At 66.6% G+C, this 22,764-nt stretch carries 23 protein-coding genes and 1 riboswitch; of the genes, 5 read left to right on the top strand and 18 right to left on the bottom strand.

What is annotated here, in order from left to right; translation table 11 throughout:
* Window positions 1-25 precede the first annotated feature (25 nt).
* The 3 genes from AC4ELH_RS19415 to AC4ELH_RS19405 are packed head-to-tail and all read right to left on the bottom strand — an operon-like array spanning window position 26 to window position 2,377.
* Window positions 26-1,780: a DUF222 domain-containing protein gene (locus tag AC4ELH_RS19415; RefSeq protein WP_498886044.1), complete on the bottom strand. Its 1,755-nt coding sequence runs from the start codon at window positions 1,778-1,780 to the stop codon at window positions 26-28.
* A gap of 32 nt (window positions 1,781-1,812) precedes the next feature.
* The gene (locus AC4ELH_RS19410; protein WP_448443964.1) at window positions 1,813-2,139 is read right to left on the bottom strand and encodes a hypothetical protein; all 327 of its coding nucleotides are present in this window, start codon (window positions 2,137-2,139) and stop codon (window positions 1,813-1,815) included.
* A 13-nt stretch (window positions 2,140-2,152) separates the two neighbouring features.
* Window positions 2,153-2,377 (bottom strand): hypothetical protein, encoded by a 225-nt coding sequence (locus AC4ELH_RS19405; RefSeq protein ID WP_448443962.1) that lies wholly within the window; start codon window positions 2,375-2,377, stop codon window positions 2,153-2,155.
* A gap of 96 nt (window positions 2,378-2,473) precedes the next feature.
* Here AC4ELH_RS19405 and AC4ELH_RS19400 point away from each other — a divergent pair, with 96 nt between their 5' ends.
* Window positions 2,474-3,721: a TetR/AcrR family transcriptional regulator gene (locus AC4ELH_RS19400; RefSeq protein WP_448443960.1), complete on the top strand. Its 1,248-nt coding sequence runs from the start codon at window positions 2,474-2,476 to the stop codon at window positions 3,719-3,721.
* Here the strand turns inward: AC4ELH_RS19400 and AC4ELH_RS19395 are convergent.
* The 10 genes from AC4ELH_RS19395 to thiC all read right to left on the bottom strand — a co-directional run bounded on the left by AC4ELH_RS19395 (window position 3,688) and on the right by thiC (window position 12,183).
* Window positions 3,688-3,957: a DoxX-related protein gene (locus AC4ELH_RS19395; protein ID WP_004571515.1), complete on the bottom strand. Its 270-nt coding sequence runs from the start codon at window positions 3,955-3,957 to the stop codon at window positions 3,688-3,690. The two genes, AC4ELH_RS19400 and AC4ELH_RS19395, sit on opposite strands and share 34 nt — an antisense overlap.
* Before the next feature lie 16 nt (window positions 3,958-3,973).
* Window positions 3,974-5,458 carry a flavin-containing monooxygenase gene (locus AC4ELH_RS19390; protein ID WP_498886040.1) on the bottom strand — a complete coding sequence of 495 codons (1,485 nt, stop codon included), beginning with the start codon at window positions 5,456-5,458 and terminating at the stop codon, window positions 3,974-3,976.
* Window positions 5,459-5,500: 42 nt separating this feature from the next.
* Entirely contained in the window at window positions 5,501-5,800 is a 300-nt protein-coding gene (locus tag AC4ELH_RS19385; protein ID WP_448443956.1) for a CDGP domain-containing protein, read from the bottom strand.
* A gap of 25 nt (window positions 5,801-5,825) precedes the next feature.
* Window positions 5,826-6,749, bottom strand: a complete 924-nt coding sequence (locus AC4ELH_RS19380) for a DUF5996 family protein (protein WP_498886038.1) — start codon at window positions 6,747-6,749, stop codon at window positions 5,826-5,828.
* Between the two features lie 98 nt (window positions 6,750-6,847).
* Window positions 6,848-7,117 (bottom strand): DUF3303 domain-containing protein, encoded by a 270-nt coding sequence (locus tag AC4ELH_RS19375; RefSeq protein WP_463791165.1) that lies wholly within the window; start codon window positions 7,115-7,117, stop codon window positions 6,848-6,850.
* Complete coding sequence (locus AC4ELH_RS19370; RefSeq protein ID WP_498886036.1) at window positions 7,114-8,490, bottom strand: cytochrome P450; 1,377 nt, start codon at window positions 8,488-8,490, stop codon at window positions 7,114-7,116. Before AC4ELH_RS19370 ends, AC4ELH_RS19375 begins: the two co-directional genes overlap by 4 nt.
* Before the next feature lie 46 nt (window positions 8,491-8,536).
* The gene (locus AC4ELH_RS19365; protein WP_498886034.1) at window positions 8,537-9,100 is read right to left on the bottom strand and encodes a septum formation family protein; all 564 of its coding nucleotides are present in this window, start codon (window positions 9,098-9,100) and stop codon (window positions 8,537-8,539) included.
* The gene (locus tag AC4ELH_RS19360) at window positions 9,097-9,723 is read right to left on the bottom strand and encodes an alpha/beta hydrolase family protein (RefSeq protein WP_498886032.1); all 627 of its coding nucleotides are present in this window, start codon (window positions 9,721-9,723) and stop codon (window positions 9,097-9,099) included. The genes AC4ELH_RS19365 and AC4ELH_RS19360 overlap by 4 nt, the downstream gene beginning before the upstream one ends.
* The gene (gene thiD, locus AC4ELH_RS19355; protein ID WP_498886031.1) at window positions 9,720-10,553 is read right to left on the bottom strand and encodes a bifunctional hydroxymethylpyrimidine kinase/phosphomethylpyrimidine kinase; all 834 of its coding nucleotides are present in this window, start codon (window positions 10,551-10,553) and stop codon (window positions 9,720-9,722) included. The genes AC4ELH_RS19360 and thiD overlap by 4 nt, the downstream gene beginning before the upstream one ends.
* Before the next feature lie 7 nt (window positions 10,554-10,560).
* Window positions 10,561-12,183: a phosphomethylpyrimidine synthase ThiC gene (thiC, locus tag AC4ELH_RS19350; RefSeq protein ID WP_064880559.1), complete on the bottom strand. Its 1,623-nt coding sequence runs from the start codon at window positions 12,181-12,183 to the stop codon at window positions 10,561-10,563.
* Window positions 12,172-12,281, bottom strand: a riboswitch (TPP riboswitch). It overlaps the preceding gene by 12 nt.
* Before the next feature lie 276 nt (window positions 12,282-12,557).
* Between thiC and AC4ELH_RS19345 the strand changes: the two genes are divergently transcribed.
* The 4 genes from AC4ELH_RS19345 to AC4ELH_RS19330 are packed head-to-tail and all read left to right on the top strand — an operon-like array spanning window position 12,558 to window position 16,706.
* On the top strand, window positions 12,558-14,321 hold the full coding sequence (locus AC4ELH_RS19345; RefSeq protein WP_498886029.1) for an MFS transporter: 1,764 nt from the start codon (window positions 12,558-12,560) through the stop codon (window positions 14,319-14,321).
* A 60-nt stretch (window positions 14,322-14,381) separates the two neighbouring features.
* The gene (locus tag AC4ELH_RS19340) at window positions 14,382-15,311 is read left to right on the top strand and encodes an LppU/SCO3897 family protein (RefSeq protein ID WP_498886027.1); all 930 of its coding nucleotides are present in this window, start codon (window positions 14,382-14,384) and stop codon (window positions 15,309-15,311) included.
* 19 nt (window positions 15,312-15,330) lie between these two features.
* On the top strand, window positions 15,331-15,972 hold the full coding sequence (locus AC4ELH_RS19335) for a class I SAM-dependent methyltransferase (RefSeq protein ID WP_064880565.1): 642 nt from the start codon (window positions 15,331-15,333) through the stop codon (window positions 15,970-15,972).
* On the top strand, window positions 15,969-16,706 hold the full coding sequence (locus AC4ELH_RS19330; protein ID WP_498886024.1) for an LOG family protein: 738 nt from the start codon (window positions 15,969-15,971) through the stop codon (window positions 16,704-16,706). Before AC4ELH_RS19335 ends, AC4ELH_RS19330 begins: the two co-directional genes overlap by 4 nt.
* Here the strand turns inward: AC4ELH_RS19330 and AC4ELH_RS19325 are convergent.
* From AC4ELH_RS19325 to AC4ELH_RS19305, 5 genes are read right to left on the bottom strand one after another with little or no spacing between them, the layout of a single operon-like run.
* The gene (locus AC4ELH_RS19325; protein ID WP_498886022.1) at window positions 16,684-18,000 is read right to left on the bottom strand and encodes a phenylacetate--CoA ligase family protein; all 1,317 of its coding nucleotides are present in this window, start codon (window positions 17,998-18,000) and stop codon (window positions 16,684-16,686) included. The two genes, AC4ELH_RS19330 and AC4ELH_RS19325, sit on opposite strands and share 23 nt — an antisense overlap.
* A complete protein-coding gene (locus AC4ELH_RS19320; RefSeq protein WP_448443937.1) occupies window positions 17,993-18,607 on the bottom strand; it encodes a hypothetical protein in 615 nt (204 codons plus the stop codon). The genes AC4ELH_RS19325 and AC4ELH_RS19320 overlap by 8 nt, the downstream gene beginning before the upstream one ends.
* Entirely contained in the window at window positions 18,600-20,474 is a 1,875-nt protein-coding gene (locus tag AC4ELH_RS19315) for a hypothetical protein (RefSeq protein ID WP_498886020.1), read from the bottom strand. Before AC4ELH_RS19315 ends, AC4ELH_RS19320 begins: the two co-directional genes overlap by 8 nt.
* On the bottom strand, window positions 20,471-21,085 hold the full coding sequence (locus AC4ELH_RS19310; RefSeq protein WP_498886018.1) for a hypothetical protein: 615 nt from the start codon (window positions 21,083-21,085) through the stop codon (window positions 20,471-20,473). The genes AC4ELH_RS19315 and AC4ELH_RS19310 overlap by 4 nt, the downstream gene beginning before the upstream one ends.
* Window positions 21,082-22,650 (bottom strand): AAA family ATPase, encoded by a 1,569-nt coding sequence (locus tag AC4ELH_RS19305; protein ID WP_498886016.1) that lies wholly within the window; start codon window positions 22,648-22,650, stop codon window positions 21,082-21,084. Before AC4ELH_RS19305 ends, AC4ELH_RS19310 begins: the two co-directional genes overlap by 4 nt.
* Window positions 22,651-22,764 lie beyond the last annotated feature (114 nt).

The raw sequence follows: 22,764 nt of genomic DNA, 5'->3' as shown, positions 1-22,764 counted from the left end.
CGACGGCCCCGGATGTAATGCCTAGCTAAGGTCCGCGTACTGCCTTGCCTCCGGTGGTGCGGTGGTTGTCGATGCGTTGCCATGGGTCGGGGTGGTCGAGTAGGTCCCAGGCGGGTGGGAGTCGGGGGTGGGCCGGTTCGGGCGCGGACAGGTCTGGGTGTGACGGGTCTGTGGTGAACGGGTCTGTGTCCCAGAGGTAGTCCGGGTGGGGTGGGGGTGGGTCGAAGTCGTTGTCCCACTGCCGGTCCCAGTCGGGATTCCACTGCCGGTCCCACTGCGGGTCCCAGTCCAGGTCCCGCTCGGGGTAGTGCTCGGGTTCGGGCTCGCGGGTGAGATCCGGTGGCTGTGGCTGTGGCTGTGTCAGGTCGGGTTCGGGCGTGAGGTCGGGGTCGGGCTCACGCTCCGGCTGATTCCCGGGTGGGGTGAGCAGCAGTTCGGGGCGGTGAAGGTAGTTGATGCGGTTCTGGCCGTGATCCAGCTCTGGCGGTGGGTGCCACTGCACGACACCGTCGGCGGTGATAGTGGTGGTGTAACCCCCGTCGTCATCGACCAGCCGATTGTCGGGCCCACAGGCCAGCGCCATCACGTCGACATTGGTGTTCCCGCCGGCAGCCCAGTCAGCCTCACCGTGATGGGCTTGACAGCCATAGGCCCCCACGGTGCAGCCCGGTTTGGTGCAGCCCCCGTCGCGGGCGACGAGCATGATGCGTTGAGCCGGGCTGGCGACACGCCGAGCCCGAAAATAGTTCAACGCCGCCCCCGTGGCCCGATCGAACACCGCCAAGTAATGACTGGCATGAGCACCCATGCGGATGACGTCGCGGATGGGCACCTTCGTCCCACCCCCGCTGACCCCGATCCCGGCACGCGATTCCAGGTCTTGCAAGGTGGTACGCACGATGATCGACACCGGTAACCCGTTGAGCTGACCCAGATCCGTCATCAACGCGATCCGCCCGATCACGATCAGCGCGTCGTGCTGACGCTGAGCCAAACTGCGCTGATCATTGTCGATCTGGGCCTGGGTGGGGGTGCCCGACGTGCAGGGCTGCTCGTCGTCGGGGTTGCACATCCCGGGCGCGGCGAACTTGGCGAACAGCACCTCCCACACCGCAGCCGCCTCCGGGGTCAGGTTCGCCGTCAACGCGGTCATGGCATCACGGCCCTGCTTGCCGACACTGACCCCGCGTTTGCGGGCCCGTTCGGTGTCATCAGGTGCGGGGCCGTCCTGATCGAGCAGGAACAGGCGCAACTCGGCGGTGTCTTTGAGTTCTTTGGGACCCACCCCGACCGCGACCCGCACCAGGTCGGCTTCGAACTGCTCGCGGGTCACCTGGTCGACGAATCCCGGTAGCCGGTGCACCGCATCACGCAACACCTTGACGTGATCGGCGGTGATCAACCCCGCACCTTGCGCGGCAGCCACCACCGGCAACACCGCAGGCAACGGGTCCCCGGTCAACGAACGGCGCGGCCCCAACTCGGCGGCCTCACCCAATCGCCGGCCGGCCTCAGCGGTCGACAGCCGCCACCGGATCCGCAGCACCTCATTCCAGGATTTGGCACCCAACTCCTGCGAGGTGGCTGCGGCCTGCAACTGCGCGAGCAGCCGATGCATCGGCGAGGGCATCTGACACAGCAGTTCCTCGTACTCGTCGAGCACCGCCACCAGCTCAGACCGGGTCAACGAAGCCAAATCACACCCGGCGAACGCGTCGAAAGCCGCGCGTAACCCCGCTACCGCCTGGACCGCACCCGCCTCCATGAATCGAACATACATTCGACCACCGACAAGTGCAGCCGCGTGCGCAACTAGTGCGAGTCGTTCTTGGGCAGCAGCGTCTCGTGCGCAGAGGATGTGGCGGCCCGGAACAGCACCGCGATCAGGGCCAGGGCCCCGACTGCGACGATCGGGATGGTCCACAGCCTGCGTGTCAGCACAGCCGACCCGCACGTGTCCGCGTACTCCTGGCCGGCGGCGTTGGCCTGCACCAGGTGGGTCGAATAACCGGAGCCGCAGGGGATCTGCATTCCGAACTGATCGAAGTCGTCGAGGTAGACCGGCAGGCTCAGTAGATACAGCCCGATTCCCAACACCACGGCCCCGGCGATTCCGATGTAGACGGCGCGAAAACTCACTTCTCTTCCCCCTTCAGGTCATGCAGACGTCGGTGAACAACAGCACCGGCCACGAGACGATCGACCCGAGAAAAGACACCACGGCGTCGAGGCTGCCCATCGAGGGCAGGTGATCGGTGTGCGTGCCGGACCAGACCGTGCCGATCAACAGATACGGCACTCCCAGCACGACAGCGACGACGATGAGTTCGCCGAGTGCGACGCGGTAGGCCAGCAACCTCCGCAACTTGGCAAACACGCGACCCCCATCCGGCCTCAACGCCGTCTATGTTAACGCCTATTCTCTGCCGGATTACCATTTTGACCCGGCACTTCGGTCCGTTATGGTGACGGAATGGCGCGCATCTCGCCCCGGTCGATCGACAGTGGTGCCAGTGTTGTGCGGCGTCGACCCAAAGACCGAAAGGCGCAGATAGCGCGGGCCTCGGCGGAGTCTTTCAGCGCGCTGGGCTATCACGGCGTCAGCATGGAGGCCATCGCTTCGCGGGTCGGGATCTCCGCGGCCGCGTTGTACCGGCACTATTCGAGCAAGTACGAATTGTTCCGCGACGCCGTGCTCAACCTCAGCCAGCAACTGGTCGACGGTACCGCGTTCGCAGACGAGGCCGACGGGGATCCGCGGGAGCGGTTGCGTCTCATCGTCGCCGCGCTCAGCGACACCGCCTTGGTCAATCGCGAATCCGGCGGGCTGTACCGCTGGGAGGCGCGTTATCTGCGCGGCGACGACCAGAGCACCCTGGACGCGCAGGTGCGCACCGTGCACCGACGGATTCACCGGCCGCTGATGGAGTTGCGGCCGGAGCTGAGTTCGCACGCCCGCTGGACCCTGTCGACTGCGGTGCTCGGCGTGATCGGCAGCGTCGTCGACCACCGATCCAAGCTGCCCGCCGGTCAGATCCGCACACTGCTCGCCGACATCTGCGACACCGTGCTGGCCGCCGAGTTGCCGGAGGTTCCCAACGCGACCGGCCCCGCGGTGACACCGCCACCCGTCGTGAGCACGACGAAATACGAAGCGCTGCTGACCGAATCGATGCGCCTGTTCAATCAGAACGGCTACCGCGACACCACCATGGAGGACATCGCCGCCGCGGTCGGCATGCCCGCCTCGGGGATCTACCGGTACTTCTCCGGCAAGTCCGACATCCTGGCCGCCGGGTTCCGTCGCGCCGCCGACCGGTTGTCTTCCGACATGGCCGAGGTGCTCAGCGCGGCAACGGATCCCGAGCAGGCTCTGGGCGCGCTCATCGACGACTACGTGGCCCGCTCGTTCGACCACCCCGAACTCGACTACGTCTACTACACCGAACGCCTCAACATGACGCCCGCCGACCAGAAGATCCTGCGCGACCTTCAGCGGGCGGCGGTGGAATCGTGGGTCGAGGTGGTCATGCCGGTACGTCCGCGGTGGAGTGCGGGTCAGGCACGCTTCGCCGTTCATGCGGCGATGGCGTTGGTGATCGACTTGGGCCGGCTCATGAATTATCAGAATTCGGAGCAGGCCCGAGCCGTCGTCGCGGTCATGGTCGATATGACGCTGCTGGGCCGTTACCGGTTACGCACGGCGTTGCCGGCCAGGTAGGCCACGTAGCCGAGCGTGCCGATGGTGGCCAGCTTGCGCGTCTTGGGGAGCAGGAGGCCCAGGCCGATCGCGGTCTCGATACCACCGTTGGTGTAGATGTGCTTCTGCGTGTCCTTGGGGAACGCCGGCTTGGTGATCGACTCGAACAGCTGCGGCTTCACAAAATGTGAGACGCCGGCGCCGGCCACGCTGAGGCCGACGAGCTTGACCAGCTTGGAGTTCTTGCCCTCTGCCATGTGTGATCCTCTCTGATCAGGCAAATGTGTAGTCGCTCAACGGGAATCGTGAAGCTTCCGTGACGGCCCGGCGGGTCGTCATCGGTCGGAGCAGCGTTGCCTCGCCACTCGGATTGAAATAGTACGACCGTGCCGATGCGCAGTTGCCGAGGGTGAACAACGAGTCACCCAGCAACTCCGTCATCCGGTCCAGATAGCGCGCGTTGGCCTGTTCGGTGACCTCGAACGTCGTCGCCTTCCGGCGCCGGAGTTCGCCGAACAACCGGTCCATCAGATGCATCTGATACTCCATGGTGTTGAAGAAGTTCAGACCCAGGAACGCGTACGGACTGGCCAGGCTCAAGTAGTTCGGGAAGTACGGCATCGATACACCCTGGTAAGCCTGGAACCGGGTTTCCCGCCACCACTTGCCGAGGTTGCGGCCATCACGCCCGATCACCTCGATGGCAGGGAAGTTGGCCTCCCACAGATCGAACCCCGTCGCCAGCACCAGGGTGTCGATGTCGGTCCGGGTGCCGTCGGCGTTGACGATGCCCCGGGCATCGATGCGTTCGATGCCGTCGGCCTGCAGGTGCACATTCGGCTTGGTGAAGGCGCGGTAGTAGCCATTGGAGAACGTCGGGCGCTTGCAGCCGAAGTCGTAGTCAGGGGTCAGCTTGCGGCGCAATTCGGGGTCGCGGATCGAGGCGAACCGGTGCAGTTTGGCCAGGTCGGCCGCGGCGATGTTGAACCGCCGGAAGTACCGGTGCTTGAGCACGGCCGTGTCGACCATGAACGCGTAGATGGCGTCGGTGACGGCACGCACGGCCCGCTGGGTCAGCGGGACCTTGGCGAACAGGGCCTTGACCCCAGCGGAGAACTTCAGGTCGATCTTGGGCACGACCCAGATCGGGGTGCGCTGGTACACCGTCAGGTCAGCAGCCTTGCGAGCCAGCTCTGGGATGAGCTGAACGGCAGTGGCGCCGGTGCCGATGATCGCGATACGACGGCCGTCGGGCCGGTAGTCGTCGTCCCAGTCGGTGGTGTGGATGACCTTGCCGGTGAAGTCGGCGATGCCGGGGATGTCAGGCGTGTGGGGCTGCGACAGGAAGCCGGTGGCGGTGAGGAGAAAGCGTGCGTTCAAGGTCTCGCCACCCGCTACGGATACTCGCCAGAGTGAAGCCTCTTCGTCCCAGTGGGCGCCGTCGACGGTCGTGTTGAACCGGATGTGGCGGCGCACGTCGTACTTGTCGGCGACGTCGTCGGCGTACCGCTTGATCTCGGTGCCGGTGGAGAACAACCTCGACCAGTTCGGGTTCGGTTCGAAGAAGTACGAGTAGGTCGTGGTCGGCACGTCGACGGCCAGGCCGGGGTAGTGGTTGACGTACCAGGTGCCGCCGAGATCATCCTCGCGATCCAGGATCACGAAGTTCTCGATGCCCAGCCGTTTGAGCTGGATGGCGGCACCGATGCCGGCGAATCCCGCGCCGACGATCACCGCCTCGAATTCCCCCGCGCTCATGCTGCAAACAGTACCGCAGGTACTGGGTACTTTGTCGAGGGCTCAGTTGTCGTCGATGCGCGTCGGCGGATCGGCGAACGGGGTGTCCCACGGAGCGATCTCGTGGCCGGGCCCCATCACATCGCAGCGCTTGACCGGCACCAGGTGGGAGCTGAAGCCACTGGGCACATAGCCCCAGGTTCCCATGCAGCGCTGCCAGGTGCCGTCGGGTTGGACGGGCCCGTCGCATTTACTGATCACCGGCCCGCCGTACTGGCAGCCGGCGGCGGCCGGTGGCGCTGAGGTGATCAACCCGCCGGCGATCAGCGCGACAGCCACGCTGCCGACGATGCAGAGCTTCATGGTGTTCTCCGTCTCCGTGTGCGTGTCACCAGCGCTGTGGATCGCATTCCAGACCTGCCCGGTCCCAGCCCGCAAGGTCGGCTGCGGCGGCGTAGGTCGATTGCAGGAAATCTAGCAGGGCACGGTCGGGTTCGGAGGCAGTCCGCACCGCTTCGTACGGGAGAAGGAACTGCCGAAAGTCCGCGCTGTAGAACGCTGCGTCCGGGCCGACGGGATAGTCGGCGAAGCCTTCCGGCTCCGGATAGGCGTAGGCGTAGAAAGCGCCCTCCTCGCCGCCGCCCGGCCAGAAACCGCAACTGCTCAACTCGTGCGAATAGCCTTCCACCATCACCCAATCCGCGCAGTTGGGCGCCCCGCCGGGGTGCTCGGGCGCGGGCCGGCCGGAGAATCGGGTGCAGGCCAGGTCGAACGAGCCCCAGAAGAAGTGCACAGGGCTGACCTTGCCGATGAAATGCGAACGGAAATCGGTGATCACCCGGTGCGCCTGGACCAGTTGGCGCCAGAACAAGTTGGCGGCTTCGGGGTCATACGAGGCGTGCTGGTGATCTTCGGCAAAGGGTATGGCCGGGTCGACCTCGTTGGGGCTCGCCGAGATTCGCGTTTCAATGTCCAGTTGTCGCAGCGCGGTGAAGGTTTCGTCGTAGAACTCGGCGACCGATTTCGGCTTCAACGTGACGGTGCGGGATCCGCCGTCGCTGGTGCGGATCTCCAGCAGGTGGTCGATGAAGTTGAACTCCATGTCGAACAACCGGTTTCGGTACGGGATCGACGACGTGGTCAGACCGCGCGGGCTCACGTAGAAGGTCACCTGCCACCAATGGTTGATCAGTGGTGAGTGTGTCAGCCGGATCTTCCCGACGATCTGAGTCCACATGTGCAGGGTGTCGCGGGTGGGCTCCCAATCGGATACCCGCAACGCGGGCCAAGAGTTGCCTGGGCCAGCGTTCATGAGACAGATGCCACCTTCCGCCGTTGACGACTCGTGGTGACGTCAGCCTAGCTTTGTGTCACCGAAGGTAGAGGCGGAACGACGGCACCGCGTCGGGATCAGAACAGCTTTGCGATCACCTCTCCCGCCTCGGCGTCTTCCACACAGGGGGTGATGTCGAAGGTGAGAAACTCGCTCCACTCGGCGACCGACTCGAACATGGTCTTGGCGTCGTTCGTTTCGACGATGGCGAAGCCCTGGCCGTTCATGCCCCACCATCGGTGAAGCATCGTCGCGCCTTCCGGAACCGCGCCGGCGGTCTGCTTGAACTTCTCGATCGCATCCCGGTAGTTCGCCTGCGACTGAGTCCAGTGCACGATGAATTTCATGGCGTACTCCTTCTGGTGATCCGGGCCGGGATCGGCTCGGCGGCGATGACGGTGAAGGGGGTATCCACCGGGAAGCTGTCGTTCAGGGAGGTCACTGCGACCGCCCGCACGATGGTCGCCAGCGCCAGGGTGGCCTCCAGCATGGCGAAGTGATCGCCCACGCAGGACCGCGGGCCACCGCCGAAAGGCAGGTACTGCCAACGGTTTCTACCTGCCGAACGTTCCGGGCTGAAGCGGTCGGGGTCGAAGGTCAGCGGGTCGTCCCACAGCGCCGGGTCGCGGTGCATGACATAGAAATTGACCATCGCCATCGTGCCGGCCTCGGCGCGGTAGCCGTCGACGGTCATCTCCTCGTTGAGCATCCGAGGCGTGCCGGCACCGGGCGGGCAGAGCCGCAGTGCCTCGTGCAGCACCCGCACGGTGTGTTCGAGGTGCGGCACATCCTCGGGCGTCAGCGTGCGATCGCCCAGCGCCGCGACTTCGTCGTACAGGCGGGACTGCAACTCGGGATCGCGGCCCAGTGCCCACAGTGAGTAACACAGCGTTGTCGAGGTGGTGTCATGCCCGGCCAGCATGAAAAGCACCAATTCATCGCAGATCTCGTCGTCGGCGAGCTCTCGGCCGGTGTCGGGGTCACGGGCCTCGATGAGCGCGCGCACCAGCGGTGCTTCCCGATCGGGATCAGCCCGCACCGCGGCGAGGATCTCGGCGGCCAGCTCATGTAGCCGGGCATTGGCCGCCCTGGCCCGACGTTGGCCGCCGGTGGGCACCCACTGCGGGAAGTTGACCGGGCGGACCGCCCGGTCGGAAATCCAGGACAACGCGGTACGCAGTGCGGGGCCCACGTCGTCGGCGCTCTCGTCGAGATCCACGCCGAATACCGAGCGGCCCAGCGCCCGCAGCGTGAGCGCTCGGCACGCAACGTCCAGATCGACCGTCGTACCGTCGCGCCACCCGCCGGCGATCGAATCCGCCGCGGCGGCCATGTGTCCCGCATACCGTGGCACGTTCTGCTTGGTGAACATTGGCTGCAGCGTTCGCCGTCGCGGCAGCCAGCGCTCGTGCGGCAGGTTCAGCAGGTTGCCGCCCATCAGCCGGCGTAGCTCGACCATGTTGAGGGCGGTGCCGCGATCGGCGATCGAATCGCGGCGGCCCAGGACATCGCGGGCTCCCTGCGGCGACGTGACCAACAGGACCGGGGGGATCAGCCATCGTGGACCGAGCACCATCCGGCTGATGGGCCCTCCGGCATCGCGGAGCCGTTGATGCCCCTCGATGAAGGACCGCATCGCCTTGATCGTCTGCCGATAGGACAGCGGATTTCGCGGTGCGAGCGGCAGGGTGGCTGCGGCCCGCGTATCGATCTCGACCATGGGTCGAGTGTCTGACCACGCGGTCTGGGCGGCCTAGAGTAGTGCGTTACCCTATTTTGCCGGTGCGGGGGTTTTTGCTGGTAGCGATGCACGTCACGCTACGGTCCCCGCGTTGCCAGGAGTCTGCGGTCGGGTACAGGACGAACAGCTGGATCCCGGATTCCGAGTTGGCGTCGGGGGCGTAATCGGCCAGTGCCGGAGCGCACTTGTCGGCGTACTTCACGACTGCCGCGTCGCCCGGGAAATTCCCCTCGGGCAGCGGCAGCACCGCGAACACCTCACCCTTGTGCGGCTGATCGCAACTCACCGACTTGACGTACAACACCCGGCTGCTGTCGGGAATGTCGGCCAGACAATCGCCCGACCGAACCTGGCTGGCTTCGGTGGCGCCCCGGTCCCGAGCCAGGTAGAACACTGCGCCGGCGGCGACCACGAGCGCGACCAGAACCACGACACCCAGCAGCACCCACTTGAGCGCAGGGGATTTCCTCGGTGGCGTCGAGAACTGGTCGGGGCCGGTGGAATACGGCTGCGGCGGCGGTGGCGGGTAGTGGTGACCGGGCGAGCCCTGTGGGGCAGGGCGACCAGTGGGGCCGGGCGGGTAGGTCATGGTTCGACGATATCGACTGCCCGCAGCGCCGCATCCACTGCGAGGGCGGGCACGTTCAGGCGTTTGGATCCGAGGTCGTGGCGGGCGCCTTCGATGACGACGACTTCGGTGGGGCCGGCCACCAACGCCGCCGCCGCGGTGAGCTCGTCGATGGTGCCGAACGGGTCGGAGGTGCCATGGGTGAATACCGTCGGCATCGTGATGTCGGGGAGATGCTCGGTGCGCGCGCGTTCCGGCTTACCCGGCGGATGCAGTGGGTAGGAAAACAGAGTCAGCGCGTCCGGCCCAGTCCCGGTGGCCGCGACCATCGAGGTCATCCGCCCGCCGTAGGAATGCCCACCCGCGATCACCGGTCCATCGGTGAGGCTGCGGGCCAGTGCGATCGCCTCGGCGATGCCCTCCTGGTCTCCCGCCGCCGATCCCGACGGTGGTCCCTTGGGCCTGCGCCGGCGGTAGGGCAGGTTGTAGCGGACGGCCAGCCAGCCCCGCGACGCCCATTCGTCGCAGACCTTGACCAGCATCGCCGAATCCCGGTTGCCCCCTGCGCCATGCGTGAGCACCACGACGCCCGTCGGGGTGGCCTCGGGTTCGTGGGCGACGCCGGCGATCGCGTCGAGGTTCACGACTGCAACCGGAACAAGGCGTTCACCGGGCCGTGGCCGTGGCCCAGCGGATAGTTGGCCCGAATGCATTCGGTCACCCAGGCCTTGCCGAACTCCACTGCCTGCGGAACCGAATAGCCATGTGCCAGAGCACAAGCCGTCGCCGCGGCCAAGGTATCGCCGGCTCCGTGGTCGTTGCCGGTATCGATCCGCGGCGCCGCGAACTCGTGGAACTCCGTGCCGTCGAACAGCAGATCCGGACTGGCCGACGACGAGCGCAGGTGCCCGCCCTTGACCAGTGCCCACTGCGGACCGAGCGCGTGCAGTGCGCGCGCCGCGTCCCGCTGCGAGGCGTCGTCGACGACCTCGATGTCGACGAGCAACCGGACCTCGTCGAGGTTCGGGGTGACCAGCGTGGCCAGCGGGAACAGCTCGGTGCGCAGCGCGTCGAGGGCGCTGTGGTGCAACAGTGGATCACCGTGCATCGAGGCGCACACCGGGTCGACGACCAGGGGGACCGCTCCCAGCCCCTCTGTCCGCCAGGTCTCGGCGATGGTGGCGATGATCTCCGAGGACGCCAACATGCCAGTCTTCGCGGCCTGGATCCCGATATCCGAGGTCACGGCCGAGATCTGACCGGCCACCACGTCGAGCGGAACCTCGTGAAAACCCTTGACACCCACTGAGTTCTGCACCGTCACAGCCGTAAGCGCGACACAGCCGTGCAGGCCGAGCATGGCGAAGGTCCGCATGTCGGCCTGGATCCCGGCACCACCGCCGGAATCGGACCCGGCGATGGTCATCACCCGCAGCGGGGTCTCACCCGCAGGGGTCAACGGCAAGAAGTTCACTTCGGCCTCACGTGGTCAAGGGTAGATAGACGCGGTTGCCATGGTCGGCGAACTCCTGCGATTTCTCGGCCATGCCGCGCTCGATATCCTCCGGGGCCACCCCGTCAGGGTAGGCATCACGGATGTCCTGCGTGATGCGCATCGAGCAGAACTTGGGACCACACATCGAGCAGAAGTGCGCGGTCTTGGCTGGTTCGGCGGGCAGCGTCTCGTCGTGGAACTCACGCGCGGTGTCGGGATCCAGCGACAGCGCGAACTGGTCGTGCCAGCGGAACTCGAAGCGCGCCTTGGAGAGTGCGTCGTCGCGCTGCTGGGCGCGTGGGTGCCCCTTCGCGAGGTCGCCGGCGTGGGCGGCGATCTTGTAGGCGATGACGCCGTCCTTGACGTCCTTTCGGTCCGGGAGGCCCAGGTGCTCCTTCGGGGTGACGTAGCACAGCATCGCGGTACCGGCCTGGGCGATGATGGCCGCCCCGATCGCCGACGTGATGTGGTCGTAGGCCGGAGCGATATCGGTGGCCAGCGGGCCGAGGGTGTAGAACGGTGCTTCCTCGCACCACTCCTCTTCGAGCCGCACGTTCTCGACGATCTTGTGCATCGGAACGTGGCCCGGTCCTTCGATCATCACCTGCACGCCATGGGATTTCGCGATCTTGGTGAGCTCACCCAGAGTGCGCAGCTCGGCGAACTGGGCCTCGTCGTTGGCGTCGGCGATCGACCCGGGTCGCAGCCCGTCGCCCAGCGAGAAGGTCACGTCGTAGCGGGCCAGGATCTCGCACAGTTCCTCGAACCGGGTGTACAGGAACGACTCGGTGTGGTGTGCCAGGCACCAGGCCGCCATGATCGATCCGCCCCGGGACACGATGCCGGTGACGCGCTTGACCGTCAGCGGGATGTAGCGCAACAGCACGCCAGCATGGACGGTCATGTAGTCGACACCCTGCTCGCACTGCTCGATCACGGTGTCGCGGTACATCTCCCACGTCAACTTGGTCGGGTCGCCGTTGACCTTCTCCAGCGCCTGGTAGATCGGCACGGTCCCGACCGGAACCGGGGAGTTGCGCAGAATCCACTCCCGCGTCTGGTGGATGTCCTTCCCGGTCGACAGGTCCATGATGGTGTCGGCACCCCATCGGGTGGCCCACACCATCTTGTCGACCTCCTCCCCGATCGAGGACGTGACAGCCGAATTGCCGATATTGGCATTGACTTTCACTCCGAACGCCTTGCCGATGATCATCGGCTCGGCCTCGGGGTGGTTGTGATTGGCCGGGATGACCGCCCGGCCCCGAGCTACCTCGTCGCGCACCAGCTCAGGTGAAACGCCTTCGCGTTCAGCGATATACGCCATCTCGGCAGTGATCTCCCCGGCGCGGGCCCGCTGCAACTGGGTGCCGCGGTCTTTGTGCATGCCGGGCCGTGACGGCAGGCCGGAGTTCAGGTCGATCACCGCGTCGTCGTCGGTGTAGGGGCCTGAGGTGTCGTACAGGTCCAGATGTTCCCCATTGGTGAGGTTCACCCGGCGAAACGGCACGCGCATGGTCGTGCCGTCATGGTTGATCTCGCGATAGACCTTGGTGCTTCCGGTGATCGGACCGGTGGTCACGGATGGGTCGACAACAAAACTGCTCATTTCATCTCCCTACGCCGGCATTACCCGGTCAGGTTCGTACGGTCGACGGGCGTACCCGTCCTCTCAGTGCGCTCGTGCGCACTCCCGCGTGTGTGGTTTGCAGGGCCCAACCTAGCGCAGTCGTAGGGGTCGGGGGAACCGGATGCGCACTCTCAGGAAGTTGTCAGGGGGGATCACGTCGCCTTCTCGCCAGGGTTGTATCCGGCGACGTTGCGTGACCCTCATGTCGAAATCCGCCGCCGGTGGCCCGGATCCGCGAAGTTCAGGAGTTGCCCAGTCTTGATTTGCATAGCTAATATATGTGTTTTGCATGTTTCGGGTCGACCGCTGGCCCTGGATATAGCCCTTGACGCGATACGAGATGCGAACACGAGATGACGACTGACGCTGAACTCAGCAGCCCGCCAGGCGCGGGCGACACCGCCGAGGCCGAGACCGCCGACCGGCGCAAACGGATGGATCACGACCACCCGTTCTACAAGTGGGTGGTGCTGTCCAACACGACGTTGGGCATCCTGCTGGCCTCCATCAACGCGTCGATCGTGTTGATCTCGCTGCCGGCGATCTTCCGCGGCATAGGGTTGAACCCTCTCGCCCCCGGCAATGTCAGCTACCTGCTGTGGATGCTGATGGGCTACCTCGTGGTGACCGCGGTGCTCGTCGTACCGTTCGGGCGCCTCGGCGACATGTACGGCCGGGTGCGCATCTACAACCTCGGTTTCGTGGTCTTCACCGTTGCCGCGATCGCGCTGTCCTTCGACCCGTTCCAGCTCGGTGGCGGTGCGGTGTGGCTGATCGCCTGGCGCGTGGTCCAGGGCGTCGGCGGCGCCATGCTGATGGCGTCGTCGTCGGCCATCCTCACGGATGCCTTCCCCGCCAACCAGCGCGGCATGGCACTGGGCACCAACATGGTGGCCGCCGTTGCCGGGTCATTCCTAGGACTGCTGATCGGCGGCTTCCTGTCCGAATGGCACTGGAAGGCCGTGTTCTGGGTGGGTGTGCCGATCGGGATCCTCGGCATGATCTGGAGCTACCGCTCACTCAAGGAACTGGGTGTCCGCACCGCCGGACGGCTCGACTGGGCCGGCACGCTGACGTTCGGACTCGGCCTTACGGTCCTGTTGATCGGCATCACCTACGGCATCCAGCCCTACGGTGACTCGACCACCGGCTGGACCAGCCCGTGGGTTCTGGGCTCCATCGCGGTGGGCCTGCTGCTGTTGGTGGCGTTCTGCATCGTCGAGTTGAAGGTGTCGTCGCCGATGGTCGACATCCGGTTGTTCAAATCGGCGGCGTTCGGGATGGGCAACCTCGCGGGGCTGATGTCCTCGGTGGGCCGCGGCGGGCTGCAATTCATGCTCATCATCTGGTTGCAGGGCATCTGGCTGCCCCTGCACGGTTACAGCTTCGAATCCACCCCGCTGTGGGCCGGCATCTACCTGCTACCGGTCACCGTCGGGTTCCTGGTCGCCGCGCCGATCGCCGGGTCGCTCTCCGATCGCATCGGTGCGCGGCCGCTGACCGTCGGCGGCATGCTGCTGATGGCTGCCACCTTCGTGGCGCTGCTGATGATCCCGGTCAACTTCGATTACTGGGTGTTCGCGATCCTGGTGTTCCTCAACGGACTGGGCGGCGGCATCTTCACCGCCCCCAACACGGCAGCCATCATGTCGAGCGTGCCGGCCGATCAGCGCGGTGCGGCCTCCGGCGTGCGGTCCACGTTCTTCAACGCGGGCAACTCGCTGTCGATCGGCATCTTCTTCTCGCTGATGATCGTCGGGCTGGCCAACACACTGCCTGCGGCGCTGACCACCGGCCTGACGCAGCAAGGTGTTTCGGCCTCGGTCGCCCACGATGTGGCCAACCTGCCCCCGGTCGGCAGCCTGTTCGCCGCCTTCCTGGGCTACAACCCGATGGCCGAACTGCTCGCGCCCTACGACGCTCTACACCAGCCAGGAGTGAACGCGGACGTGATCACCGGACAGACGTTCTTCCCGCAGCTGATCACCGAGCCGTTCCATTCCGGCCTGACGGTGGTGTTCACCGCCGCGGCCGTGATGATGGTGATCGGTGCGGTGGCGTCGATGTTCAGCGCGGGCCGCTATGGGACGGAGGCGGGAGCCGACAACGCGGCCTGAGCAGCCTCAGCAGCCGGTCAGCAAACCGATTTCCGGTCGCCTCATGGGATACTCGCCGCCATGGTTGCTCAGACACTGGCCGCCGCCGGAAGCGCCGCAGAATCCGCGGGCTACGTCATCGGCACGCTGTTCATTCCGGGGTTGGGGCTGCTGCTGCTCATCCTCGGCCTGGTTCGGCGTTCGTCGTCTCAGTCGAAGTCGAGCGGCCAGTCCGGGTACCCGCCGAGCTATCCGCAGCCGGGGTACCCCCAGGGCTACCCGCAGCCGGGGTATCCGCAGGGTTACCAGCAGCCGGGTTATCCGCCGAGCTATCCGCAGCAGGGTTACCAGCCCGGTTACCCGCAGCAGCCCGGCTATCCGCCGGTCCCGCCACAAGCCTACGGCGCGCCACTCAAGAAGTCGGGCACGGCATTGATCGTGATCGGTGCGATTCTGCTGGTGCTCGGCCTGTTGGGATTGGCCGGGCGGATGGCCACCCGCACGTCGGAGTCGACCTCGAGATCTGAGTCGAATTCCAGTTCCGCGTCGAGTTCGAGTGCGGTGCCGAGCACGAGCTCAAATTCCGGGTCCTCGCAGTCCGGGGCCTCAGGTGACTTGGCGGTGGGGGAGTGCATCACCAGCGATCAGTACGCCACGGCGGGCATGGACCTCACCCCGTCCGGCTGCAGCAACCCGGATGCTATTTACGAGTTGGTGTCCAAAGGTGGCGGATCCGCAACCTGCCCGGACGGCAAACGGGCCGACTCTGACTACTCCGTGCTCATGGACGACTCTCGCACCTACTGTTTCATCCTCAACTTCGAGGAAGGCGAGTGCTTCAACCTCGACGACAAACTCGCCTCCCTGGTGGAATGCTCCGACCCGAACGCTGTCATCAAGATCGTCCAGCGGGTTGACGGTTCAACCGACCCCGCTGTCTGCGGTTCCGGCTCACGCGCGGTGGCCTTCCCCGAACCGGCGCGGGTCTACTGCGCGGGGAAGCCGTCATAGCCGACCTACACTCGGGCTCGTGACCACCACACAGCGCCGCGGATTCAACGACGCCATCACGCGCTTCTGGAGTTTTGCCGCACCGGCCTATGACCAGGGTTGTCTCCAGCGGTGGGTGTACCGGCCCGCCCAGGACGAGGTGATCGCCCAACTGCAGGAGCGCGGTGCCCGTGCGATTGCCGACATCGCCTGCGGTACCGGCATCCTGGCCGACCGCATCCAGCGTGAACTCCTCCCCGATGAGGTCTACGGCCTGGACATGTCCGACGGCATGCTCGCCCAGGCGCGCAAGCGCTCAGACCGCGTGCGGTGGAAGTCTGCCCCCGCCGAGGAGCTGCCCTTCCAGGACGGCTTCCTGGACGCGGTGGTGACTACCTCGGCTTTCCATTTCTTCGACCAGCCCGCCGCGCTCGCGGAGTTCTACCGGGTGCTGGCGCCCGGGGGGATGGTGGCGGTGGCGACGATGAGCCCGCGCCGCACCTTCCTGCCGCTGCATGCGTTGTCGGCCGACCTGGGCGCACCCGCGCACAGTCCCACCGAGCAGGAGATGCGCGCGCTGTTCGAGGCGGCCGGATTCACCGTCGCCGAACAACATCGGGTACGCCGGCCGGTATGGACGCCGATCTCCGACGCCATCACCGTGGGCGTGAAGCCCGCATGACAGAGAACGACGACAGCCAGCCTCAGATCAGCGGTTCGGTGCAACTGCGCCGTGACCGCTGTGCCACCACGACCGCTGATCAGCGGCTGCTGGACCGGCGCGGCCTCACCGATTGGGTGCACACCGATCCGTGGCGCGTGATGCGCATCCAGGGTGAGTTCGTCGACGGTTTCGACGCCCTCGCCGAAATGCCGAGGGCGGTGACGGTTTTCGGGTCCGCTCGCACGGAACCACATTCGCCCGAGTACCGGCTGGGCGAGGAACTGGGTATCGCGCTGGTGCGGGCGGGCTACGCGGTGATCACCGGGGGCGGTCCGGGTTCGATGGAGGCGGTCAACCGCGGCGCCAGCGAGTCCGGCGGCTACTCCGTGGGACTCGGTATCGAACTGCCCTTCGAGCAGCGCCTCAACCACTGGGTGGATCTCGGCATCAACTTCCGCTACTTCTTCGTCCGCAAGACCATGTTCGTCAAATATGCCCAGGCCTTCGTGTGCCTGCCGGGCGGATTCGGCACTCTCGACGAACTGTTCGAGGCGTTGACCCTGGTGCAGACCCACAAGGTCACCGAGTTTCCGATCATCCTGCTGGGTGTCGACTATTGGTCGGGCCTGATCGACTGGATTCGGAACACCGTTTTGCCCGGCGGCAAGATCGATGAATCCGAGTTCGCCCTGCTCCACTGCACCGACAGCGTGGCCGAAGCCGTGGAACTCATCGTTGCGTCGGCGCGATAGCCGAGGAATAGCGGCGCGGCTTGCCGGGCCCGAGTTCGGCCAGCGTCCTCACTTGCGTGACTTCGACCGGATGCCCCAGCAGTAGCCTCAGTGCCTCGGTCACCCGGTGCTGGTCGCCGGACGCGACCACCGCCGAGACGCGACCGTGGGCGTCCTGGTCGACGCTCCACCCGCGGGCTCCGGCCGCCTGCAGCTGTTGGGTGAGGTCGACACACGGCACCACGACGCCCGTCGCCGACACGAAAACCGTTGCCTCCCTTCCCTCCAGATCGGTGAGAGCGGGCCGGCCGCGATGGCTGACCAGCCGCGCGTAGTCGCCCGTGCGGTAGCGCACCAGTGGCAGAAACTGGTTCTCTCCGCATGTCACCACGACCTCACCGGCCAGCACCTCGACATGCACGCGGCGTTCGGCCACCACGAACGGTCCGCCGTCGTCGCTCACCGCGATGGGTCGGGTCTCGTGCAGACCGTAGACGTCCAGGACCGGACAGTCGTAAACCGCCTCGAGCGCCCGGCGCAAGGGCGCCGTCAGTGTCATCGCCCCGGAGATCAGCGCCAGCGGCCGCAATACGGCGGCAAGGCCGGGATCGAGCAGCACCTCCAACGACGTGGGAGTGCCGCTGATCACCTGCGGATCGGTATCCCGCAGATACGCGTCGCGCTGCGTGGCCCCACCTGCCCAGGCGGCCGGATGCAGATTCAGCCGGGCCATCAACGCCTCGTCGAAGCCCGGGATCACCGAGGTGTAGGTGAAGGCCTGCCGCTGGAACACCGTCTGCACCAAAGCCACCCGATGGTCCATCGGCTCCCAGTGGGCGCCCACCAGCCCGCGCAGCCAATGAAATCCGCGAGCCAACTCGTCCGGATCGTCGGGCATCACCAGGGCGGCACCGGTACTGCCCGAACTCGTGCCGTGCAGCATCCGGCCGAGGTCGGCGCCGGGCGGGACGAACGCCGCGATGTCGTCGACGAGGTCTTCGCGCCCGATCAGCGGAAAGTCGGTGAGACTGTCCAGCGGGCCGGTGTGGCGGCGATAGGCGGGCAGGGTGCGGGCCAGCGTGAGATGTTGCGGAAGCCAATCATCAAGGGGAAGTTGGCGGGTGGCGGCTTGTTGCTCGGCGGGGGTGAGCCGGTGCCCGACCCGGTGGCGCCAGGCCGGTGCGTGCGGGTGCTGTTCCAGGGCGGCCAGTCGCTCGCGCCCGGCCACCGACAGGCCGGGCCAGCGCTGCTCATCGGTCAGCGCCACCTGGCCGAACGGAACATAGTCCTGAAGCCCTAGCGGATCGTCACTCACTGTTGTACCGTGCCGCAGCTTCTTTCGCCTTGGCGTCGGCCAGGCGGCGTTGTACGGCCATGCGGTGTTCGTGATCGGCCAATGCCTGCGCCAATGCGCCCTCGCGCCGCACCGAATCGCGCATCTCGAACAGTGATCGGGCCTGCCCGGTGTCCTCGCCGTGCGCCAGCAGGCCGTTCCACAGCAGGAAGGTGCGCACCGCCTCGTCGCGGCGGTCCGCATCGCTGAGCCAACGGCCTGGATCGACCAGCGGCGCCACCCGAAAAGCCAATGCCAACAACGCCGTCGCAGCCTTACGGTCGTCCAGCGGTGCGGTGAACGGGCCGATCAGGTCCGCACTGGCGAACAACCACAGCCCGATGGCGGCGCCGCGCCGGGACGCCGGAGAGCCCCGCTCGGCGATACGCTGGGCGGCCGCGGCGCAACCGGTGTGGTTGAACACATCGCATGCCAGCGCCACCACGTCGACGGTGTCGGCGAGAAACGGCTGCGGCGTACTCGCCATCCGCGCCGCGACCTCGTCGACGGTAGGGCCGGGCTTGAGCGTCGACCACACTGCCTGCTCGTCCAATTCCTCGGCGAACCAGTTTGCCAATTGTTCAGCCATGCAGTACCTCTCGCCGATATCCGGCGATGCGCGCGGCCAACCTCGCGCAGACCGCCGGTGCGTCGGACATGTTGTCCAGATAGTCGACGTCGAAACCGGCCTCGGCCGCCGGAGCGGCCACCGAGCGGGATCGGTCCTGCACCAGCAGCGTGGCCGTGTCGAGTTGCCGCCGCACGGCTGCTGCCACCCCGGCGTATTCTTCCTGGCCTGCGCCGAACAGCGACATCAAACCGTCGTCGGACAGCACCACCAGGTGGCGCAGCTCGTCAGCGCCGCCTGAAAAGTCATGGCCGCCGGGTGGATAGCGGTGCGCGAGCAGATCGAGGGGAAACACGGTGCCGCCGCTGAAGAACGTCGTCAACTGGCGGATGATCTCCGACCGGTCCCGGGTATACACGCTGTCCCCGGCGACCTGGCCGCGACCCGCCCACGACGTGACGCGTACCCGCCCACCACCTTTGAGTACCGACAGCGCGAGGATCATGCCGGCCAACACGGCCGGGGAACCTCGCTCGGGGCGCGGCATCGATGCGGATGAGTCGATGTAGAGATCCAGCGTCACCGCCTCGGTGGTGGGGGCCGGATCGTCGGGAAGCTGGGTGCGACGACGCGTCGTCACCCCGGGCACCACTACCGGATTCACTGCAAGGGTGGCCGGCCAATCCAGCTCGGTGGCGTCGTCGCCGAGCTCCCACGTCTCCAGCGGCCCGGGGATCCCCTGTTCGGCGACGCCGCGCCCGGATTGCCGCAGCGGGCGGATCCAGGGCCGGGCCTGCGCCTCGTACCAGGCCAGCATCACGGCGTTGGGGTCGGATCCGTCGAACAAGGCCAAGGTCTGTGCGACACCGTAACTTTGGCCAGACGCCTGATCCGGCGCGGAGCCGCAGACCGCGGCCTCCGCGGGGTGTACCGGCGGCTCGTCGAGTCGTGGGTCGGCCAGCACCTGCGCGAGTTCGGCGGCCGTCGCGGGGGCTCCGCCCTGTTCGGCGCATCCGCCGCCGGGCAGGGCGGCGCCGTCGGCGATCAGCGACTCCAGCACCAGGTAGGGCACCAGGACCATGCCGAAGGTGAGGGCACCGCCCACCGGGTCCGCCCCGAAGGTCCGGATCGCCTGTGCCACGTACTCGGCGTCGGCGACCGGCTGCACCGGCTGGCTCAGCAGTAGTTCGTCCTGGATGGCGCGTACCCGCATGGCGGCTACTCGGTGGGCACGTTCCTTCTCCTGCAGGTCCTCGCGGACCATCGACACGTCGAGCGTGGCCGGGTCGACGTGCTGGCGAGCCCGCACGTCCTCACGAACTGCCTCGGGAACCGAGGGAGGGGCGTTGGGGCACAGCGTGTTCGACGGCAGTGACCACAGCAACTCGTAGGCACGCATGAGTACCCACCAGGCTGCGTTCGACACGGGCTCGCGGGTGGTCAGCGTGCGCCACAACGCGATCATGTCCGGCTCGGTGCCCGGGTGCTGTCTGCGCTGCATGCGGACCACCCGGTCGTTGATGAGCAGGTCCGACCACAGATTGGACAGGTGCCGGGCCGTGCTGGTGACGGGAATGGCGCGACGAGGGTCGCTCGCCACGATCGCCCGGGCCATCTGTTGCATGAGCTTGAACGAGACGATGCGGGTGCTCGGAGAAAGCACATGATGCCCGATCTCATGTGCGAAGACGCTGGTCAGATGGCGTTCGGCACCCTGGCGGGTCAGCTCGTCCAGGTCGATCGAGATCGACGGTGGAAACGAGAACCAGGCGAATGTCCCGGTTGCGCTGTCGCGCACCATGTTCGGCGGATGGAGTTGCACGCCCCACAGGTCGAGTGCGGCCCGCCAGGCCACCAGTTCGGGATCGGTCGGTGTCCGTCCGGTCATGCCGGCCAGATCTCGGCCAGGTAGGAGGTGGGGCGCACCACCAGTTGCGCCGTGGCGGGTCCGCCGGTCTGCGGGCCGGGTGCGGCTGCGTCGGAGATGACGTGGCCGAACACGTCGGCATCGATCTGCCGGCGCTGTGCGCCGACATTCACCGTCCACCTACCCGGTCCACAAGGTGCGGGATCGGTGGGCAGCTGGTCCCATCTGCCGCCGAGGCCGGTGAACCCGCCGATTCGCGCGATCAATTGGCCGGGCGGGCGCAGAGGCCAGTAGAACCGGTCGAGCGCCTGCCCGTCGGTGAACGGGACGACCGCGTCGACCGGAAGGCCCAGGACCGAGGCCGCGAGGTCGACGGGGAGCAGCTGCAAACGGGACAACGCATCGTCGCGGATCCCCAGCACCCCGGCCCGCCAGGCGGCCACCGCCGCGACGTTGAACATCACGTCCCGCGCCGCCGAAATACCGCGCAGGGCATGGCGGTAGCGCTTCGGATCGCCGCCGAAGCGGGCCACGTTGTCAGCCGAGATGGCCAGATCGAGGCCGGGCACCGCAGGCAGCTCGGCGGGCGTGGGCAGGTCGAGATTGACCTGATGATACGCCCGGGCAATCACCGGCCGCTCTCCAGCCAGTGCAGATAGTTCGAATACCGTTGGTAGAGATACTTCAAGGCGACCAGATCGTCGAAATCCCGGCCGTAGATCTTGCCGACGCCAGAGACCGCCGAGATGTGAGCCTCGATCGTGGTGAGGCGCCGCGACACCTCAAGCGCGTCCAAACCGTCGAGACCGTGGCCGAACTGGTCGAGCAGTTCGGCCACCGGATCCTCGCCCTCGCGCTCCAGTGCGACGAACTCCCGGCACGACGAGTCGAACAGGTCGGTCAGCCAGCTCGCGGGGTCTGACGCCAGTTCCCGGTCCGTGCCGGTGTCGAAGCGGGGGTGGGCAGTATTCGGTAACAGCTTGCCGCGCAAGGCGAACGGCACCATCGCCCGCACGTCCTCGAGAGTGACGGTGTGGTTGCCCCGGAACCAGGCCAGCGCCTTGGCATAGAGCACCAGGTTCTGCAGCGAGCGCACCGAAACCCCGTTGACGGTCTGCGCGCCGAGATCGATCTGCAGATCGGCGCCCGAGTTGGCGTCGATGATCTGCTCGACCTCGAGACCGGCGGTGGCCACCACATCCTTGGTCCGGTACTCGAAGCGGCGGCCACCGTGCTGGACGAATTCGAAGTGGCTGACGAAGAACTCCAACCGACGGCGTACGTCGGTGGGCACCGGAATCGCCCGGATCGCCCGGACCATCTCCGCCTGCTCGGCCGCGCCGAACACCAGCTCGGCGGGCACGTTGTCCTCTGGCCGGTCCCCGGCCTCCACGCGACTCACCAGTTCGTCGAGGAAGCGGCTGTTGAAACCGAATGCCTGCACGGTCACGTCGATACGGTCGCGCAGCGCCTGGATCACCGGGAAGGTGCCGCCACCGCCGTCGTCGTTGGCGGTGAAGAACCAGCTCTCCACCCCGTGTTCGGGTGCGGTGACGTGCATCTGGTCATGGCTTTCCACATAACCCTCGGCGACCATGGTCAGCAGCGCCGACTGGGTCTTGGTCGGAATCCGGTTGTACTCGTCGAGGATCTTGACCGGCGCGGTCAGCCAGCTCTTCCAGGCGATGGTGATCTCGGCGAGGCTCCCCGCCTGCACCAGGTCGCGCGGCAGCGGGATCCCGACCAGATCACCCACGGTCAGCTGTGGCTGGCCCTGCTGGACGTGGCGGCGTACGTCGGCGGGGGTGGACCCGGCCAGCACGCCCATCAACACTGCCAGTGTGGTCTTGCCGCGGCCCGGCCCGCCGATCAGCAGGCAGCGTCCGCCGACGGCGAAAGTCAGCAGTGGGACAAGGACATTCGAGGAGTAGGCGGGCTGCCTGGGCAGGCTCAGGGACGCACCCGCGTCGCCGAGCGGATAGTTGACGGTCGTGTCCGAGCCGAACTCGACGTCGTAGAACGGGGAGATGACGGCCTTGTTGATCAGCCAGAAGTAGGCGCGGCGCAGCTTCTCGTCGAGAGTGACCGTGGGCTCCGTGGGTGGGGTGAACAGGTCGGCGGCGGTGAGGCCGGCGGCCGGCGCGTGGCCCACGGGCAGGGTCGGCGATTTGGATACCGCGCTCCACCTGGTCGTCATCCGGCCCCCTCCCGTCGCGCCAATGCTAACCGGCCCGCCCGCGCCGCCGCGGCGTTGATTCTGCGCCCGGGGCGTGGCCCACTCGCACTTTCTCGCCCTGGCCGCAGAGTCGAC

It is taken from the genome of Mycobacterium shunyiense, assembly GCF_058270075.1.
Note: the sequence above shows the minus strand (reverse complement) of the source record. Positions and strands in the feature narration are given on the sequence as shown.

Bases quoted from the DNA above. Each gene is read 5' to 3' on its own strand.
- AC4ELH_RS19395 (WP_004571515.1), bottom strand. From the start codon at position 3,957: ATGGCAGAGGGCAAGAACTCCAAGCTGGTCAAGCTCGTCGGCCTCAGC.
- AC4ELH_RS19320 (WP_448443937.1), bottom strand. From the start codon at position 18,607: ATGGCTGAACAATTGGCAAACTGGTTCGCCGAGGAATTGGACGAGCAG.
- AC4ELH_RS19375 (WP_463791165.1), bottom strand. From the start codon at position 7,117: ATGAAATTCATCGTGCACTGGACTCAGTCGCAGGCGAACTACCGGGAT.
- AC4ELH_RS19390 (WP_498886040.1), bottom strand. From the start codon at position 5,458: ATGAGCGCGGGGGAATTCGAGGCGGTGATCGTCGGCGCGGGATTCGCC.
- AC4ELH_RS19315 (WP_498886020.1), bottom strand. From the start codon at position 20,474: ATGACCGGACGGACACCGACCGATCCCGAACTGGTGGCCTGGCGGGCC.
- AC4ELH_RS19370 (WP_498886036.1), bottom strand. From the start codon at position 8,490: ATGGTCGAGATCGATACGCGGGCCGCAGCCACCCTGCCGCTCGCACCG.
- AC4ELH_RS19400 (WP_448443960.1), top strand. From the start codon at position 2,474: ATGGCGCGCATCTCGCCCCGGTCGATCGACAGTGGTGCCAGTGTTGTG.
- AC4ELH_RS19385 (WP_448443956.1), bottom strand. From the start codon at position 5,800: ATGAAGCTCTGCATCGTCGGCAGCGTGGCTGTCGCGCTGATCGCCGGC.
- AC4ELH_RS19330 (WP_498886024.1), top strand. From the start codon at position 15,969: ATGACAGAGAACGACGACAGCCAGCCTCAGATCAGCGGTTCGGTGCAA.
- AC4ELH_RS19380 (WP_498886038.1), bottom strand. From the start codon at position 6,749: ATGAACGCTGGCCCAGGCAACTCTTGGCCCGCGTTGCGGGTATCCGAT.
- AC4ELH_RS19305 (WP_498886016.1), bottom strand. From the start codon at position 22,650: ATGACGACCAGGTGGAGCGCGGTATCCAAATCGCCGACCCTGCCCGTG.
- AC4ELH_RS19340 (WP_498886027.1), top strand. From the start codon at position 14,382: ATGGTTGCTCAGACACTGGCCGCCGCCGGAAGCGCCGCAGAATCCGCG.
- AC4ELH_RS19365 (WP_498886034.1), bottom strand. From the start codon at position 9,100: ATGACCTACCCGCCCGGCCCCACTGGTCGCCCTGCCCCACAGGGCTCG.
- thiC (WP_064880559.1), bottom strand. From the start codon at position 12,183: ATGAGCAGTTTTGTTGTCGACCCATCCGTGACCACCGGTCCGATCACC.
- AC4ELH_RS19415 (WP_498886044.1), bottom strand. From the start codon at position 1,780: ATGTATGTTCGATTCATGGAGGCGGGTGCGGTCCAGGCGGTAGCGGGG.
- AC4ELH_RS19345 (WP_498886029.1), top strand. From the start codon at position 12,558: ATGACGACTGACGCTGAACTCAGCAGCCCGCCAGGCGCGGGCGACACC.